The 3,988-nt window shown below is 61.3% G+C and carries 3 protein-coding genes and 1 pseudogene; 3 read left to right on the top strand and 1 reads right to left on the bottom strand.

Annotation, left to right across the window (positions count from 1 at the left end; translation table 11 throughout):
• A pseudogene (locus ABYO54_RS14825) lies at positions 1–810 on the top strand (hypothetical protein); the annotation flags it as partial.
• A gap of 99 nt (positions 811–909) precedes the next feature.
• On the opposite strand, the gene ABYO54_RS14820 reads toward ABYO54_RS14825, so the two are convergent.
• Entirely contained in the window at positions 910–1,719 is an 810-nt protein-coding gene (locus ABYO54_RS14820; protein WP_372809018.1) for a PaaX family transcriptional regulator C-terminal domain-containing protein, read from the bottom strand.
• A 191-nt stretch (positions 1,720–1,910) separates the two neighbouring features.
• Here ABYO54_RS14820 and ABYO54_RS14815 point away from each other — a divergent pair, with 191 nt between their 5' ends.
• Together ABYO54_RS14815 and ABYO54_RS14810 are read left to right on the top strand one after the other, a co-directional pair.
• Positions 1,911–2,858, top strand: coding sequence for a LacI family DNA-binding transcriptional regulator (locus ABYO54_RS14815; RefSeq protein WP_372809017.1), 948 nt, complete (start codon positions 1,911–1,913; stop codon positions 2,856–2,858).
• A gap of 138 nt (positions 2,859–2,996) precedes the next feature.
• On the top strand, positions 2,997–3,988 hold a 992-nt coding region (locus ABYO54_RS14810; protein ID WP_372809016.1), incomplete at its 3' end, for a Gfo/Idh/MocA family protein.

The following is a 3,988-nucleotide window of genomic DNA, read 5'->3' as shown; positions in this document are numbered from 1 at the left end:
GTGGCGCAAACCATCTCCTTCGAAACGATCCCCCATCAAAAGCTCGCCTTCGGTTCCGTTGCGCTCGATGCATCGGCGGACAGCGGCCTGCCCGTTGCCTATTCGGTCCAGTCCGGCCCCGCGACAAACGCCGGCAATTGCGTCTATTTCACCGGCACCGGAACCGTCGAGGTGGTCGCCGCGCAGGCGGGCGACGAAACCTATGCGGCGGCCGCTTCCGTCCTGCGCTCGTTCGTCGTGGCCGAAGAGATCCAGCATATCTTCATCGAACCCTTGGCCAACCAGCTCGTAGGCGGCGGAACCGTGCAGGTCAATGCCTATGCCGGCAGCGGGCTCCCCGTCAAAATGGAGGTCCAGTCCGGCCCGTCCGACGTCGTCGTCGATGAAGTGCTCCATCGCTTGGAGCTCGGCTCCTCCTCCGGAACCGTCTCCCTCCACGCCTACCAGCCGGGCGATGCCGCATACGCCCCCGCCGCCGACGTCTACATCGAATTCGAAATCGTCGAAGCCTCCGCAACCAACGCTCCGGCGCCCTTTGCCGCCTGGCTCGAGTCCAACTCCGTTCCCCTGCTGGCCGGCACGCTAACCAACGACGTCTATGGCCGTCCCGCCATTCTGTTGGAGTACGCGTTCGACCAAACCTGTGCCGCCCGCTCTCGCATCATCCAATCCGCCGATCTTCTTTCCTGGACCCATGCCGTCCCGGAAATCCTCGACCAATCCCGCGCCGGCAACTCCCTCGACCTGAAACTCCTGCTGACCGCGGCGGCCTCCAACGCCAACTTCCGCCTGGAATTCGAGACCCAATAGGTTCGTTTGCGAGCTTCTTCCGGAACGCATCTGCTCACGATCGTGAGCAGATGCGTTCCGAGAGGGGAAGACGATTGGCCATTGACGGTCCACCAGCGGTCAGGACCGCTCGATGACCTGCCGCAGGAGGGCTCGGTGGTGAGCATGCGCTTCTTTCCCTAGATAATCCCCGGGAAGCAGTTCGTTCGGCAACAGGGGATCGTTCGCCATGGCTTGGGAGTAGGCGAGATTGTCCATCCGCATGAGTTGAGCGAGTTCCGCGGGTTGATGGTTTCCCTGCGCGAGTCGCGAAAGGTTTTTTTCGGCACAGGCGTTGTATTGCGCCTGATGCTCGCGGAGTGCATCGAAATCCCACGCTTCTCGAACAACGGATTCGTTGCCGTGGCCAAGCACGGTGCGGGCTTCGAACAGGTGGGCCACGCTCTCGACGTTTGCCGCGTGGTCCAGATCGTCATATTCCGGACGGATATCCCTGGGAGTGATCCAGACACTCTTTTGCAGGCAGCCGAAATGCAGGCGTTTGAGAAATCCCCTGAGCTTGTCGCGGTAGGACCGCTCCTTTTCCGGCACATCGAACATCAGCACATACCACCAATGGTTCCATGCTTTGTTCCAGCGGCGCTCGGGGTTGAAATAGTCGGGAACCATCGATTCGCCTTCCGGCGTCAGCCGGAGTTCCGGCAGGGTTCCGTCCGTGTGCGGCTTAACCACCAGGCCTTTGGCTTGCAGGCGGGCGATGGAGGTGCGGAACGCCTTGTCGGTCGGATAGCAATGCCCGTAAAAATCGCAAGCCCCCGCGCTCAGCAACATCCCCGCCGTCTGATCCAGCAGCGTAACAAGTTCGCCGCCCACCTTGCGGCGCACGACGGGCAACGAAAAATCCGGATGATGAAACGCTTCCCATTTCATGGGACGAACATACCGGTTTCCTGCTCCGTGTCACGCATCTGTTCACGATCGTGAACAGATGCGTACCGGTGGCTGGAACGGAAACGCTCACGATCGTGAACAGATGCGTGCTGCGGATATGATCGAGCGAATTCTTGATTCCGGACGGGGATGCAGACACTATCTCAAAAGTTTGAGGTGATGGTATGGCGGTGAGTCAGAAACAAATTGCGGAGCGGTTGGGGGTCTCGATTGCGTTGGTGTCGCGGGTGCTTTCGGGGAAGGCGCGCGAGGTGGGGATTGCGGCGGCGACGATCGAACGGGTGGTGAATGCGGCGCAGGAGATGGGCTATGTGCCCAGCGCGGCGGCGCTGACGCTCAAGGGGAAGGCGTCGATGACCGTCGGCGTGGTGGTCTACGATTTCCGCGACCCGTTCTTCGGCACGATTATCGAACAGCTCCAGGCGCTGGCGCATGATCAAGGCTATTCCCTGGTTTTGGTCGGATTCAAGGGGCGGCATCCCGAACCGTCGGACCTCGCGCCTTTGCGCAAGCATGCGATCGATGGATTGATTGTGATCGGCACGGCCGACCGGTCGGAATGGCTCGACGGGTTCGACGATCTCCCGGTGGCGCGGATCGGGCATGGCAGCGGCGGGGAGCAGAGCGTTCGAATTGCAATCGATGAGCTCGATGCCGCCCGACAATTGTTGGCGCACCTTTCGTCGCAGGGGTTGGCGCGCTGCGCGTTCATCGGGTCGAATCTCTACAGCCATGCGTTGCGATTCCATGCGTTGCAGCACGCCGGGGAAGAACGCGGAATCGAAATCCAAAACCATGTGTGGGTCTCCGACGGGTTCGACGCGGGGCTGCGGGCCTCCCAGAATATTTTAACGGGTCGCCTTGATGGGCTTGCGCTGGTGTGTGCGACGGACGTGATTGCGATGGGGGCCTTGCACGCGTTGCATGATGCGGGCCGGAAGATGGCCGTGACCGGATTCGACGACATCCCGGCCGCCGCGCAGTTTATTCCGCCGATCACCACCGTGCGCCAGCCGATCGAGTTGCTGGCGAAGCAGGCCTTCGGTTCGGTGGTGGGGCCGAACGAGCCCGGGGAGCACCTTTTGAAGGGACGGCTGATCGTTCGGTATTCCGCATGATGCGCCGCGTCTTTGGCCGGGTTCGGGTTGTCTTTGGCGGGTGTCCAAGAGTATGGTTTGGTTGACGTTGTGTGAACCAGTGTCGGCAGGCTTATAAACGAAAGGGACGGGAAGCAGGTTCCCGGAAAGGGTATGACCATGATGAAGAAAACAGATAAAGCCCCCATCTCGCGCAGGAATCTACTGCGCAGCTCGGGGGTGGCAGTCGCCGCCGTTGCGGCGCCAACGGTAATTCCTTCCAGCGCCTTGGGCTTCGGCGGTTTCACCGCGCCCAGCGAACGCATCACGCTGGGGATGATCGGGTTCGGCCTGATGATGCGCGGCCACTTCAGCCGCAACCTCGGCGACAAGTCGGTCCAGATCCTCGCCGTGTGCGACGTCGACAAAAAGAAACGCGAGGCGGCGCGCGACGCGGTGAACCAGAAATACGGCAACAACGACTGCGCCTGCTACAACGAGCATGAAAAAATCATGGAGCGCGGCGACATCGATGCCTGCTTCGTCATCACCCCCGACCACTGGCACGTGCCGATTTCGCTCGACGCCATTCGCACCGGCAAGGACGTCTATGTCGAGAAGCCGATGAGCCTGACCATTCGGGAAGGCCGCCTGCTGGCCGATACGGCCCGCCGGCACGGCGCGATCCTGCAGGTGGGCAGCCAGCAGCGTTCTGAGTCGTCGTTTGGCAAGGCGGTGGAAATGGTGCGCAACGGATGGATCGGAAAGGTCCATACCATCTACGCGCGGCTCGGGCGCTTCCCCGACGGCGTCGTGTTGCCCGAGCAACCGATTCCGGAAGGATTCGACTACGACCGATGGCTGGGGCCGACCCCGTGGTTTCCCTATAACGCCAACCGGGTCAAAGGAAACTATGGCGGCGGATGGCGCTCCTATTGGGAATACGGCGCCCGCAAGAACGGCGACTGGGGCGCGCACCACTACGACATTATCCAGTGGGCGCTGGGCATGGATCATTCGGGCCCGGAATTCTTCTTCCCGATCGGCTACAACGGCTCCGAGTACCAGGGGTACAAATATAAAAACGGCCCGACCATCTACCGCGATCATCCCGGCAAGTTCGGTTCCATGATCGAATTCTACGGCGACAAGGGTTCGATCGGCGTCGGGCG

The organism is Pontiella sp. (assembly GCF_041622395.1).
GTDB lineage: Bacteria > Verrucomicrobiota > Kiritimatiellia > Kiritimatiellales > Pontiellaceae > Pontiella.
This window is presented reverse-complemented; position numbering and strand designations above follow the sequence as displayed.

What these genes read in the sequence shown, in the direction of transcription:
- ABYO54_RS14820 (WP_372809018.1), bottom strand. Translation starts at nt 1,719, where the DNA reads ATGAAATGGGAAGCGTTTCATCATCCGGATTTTTCGTTGCCCGTCGTG.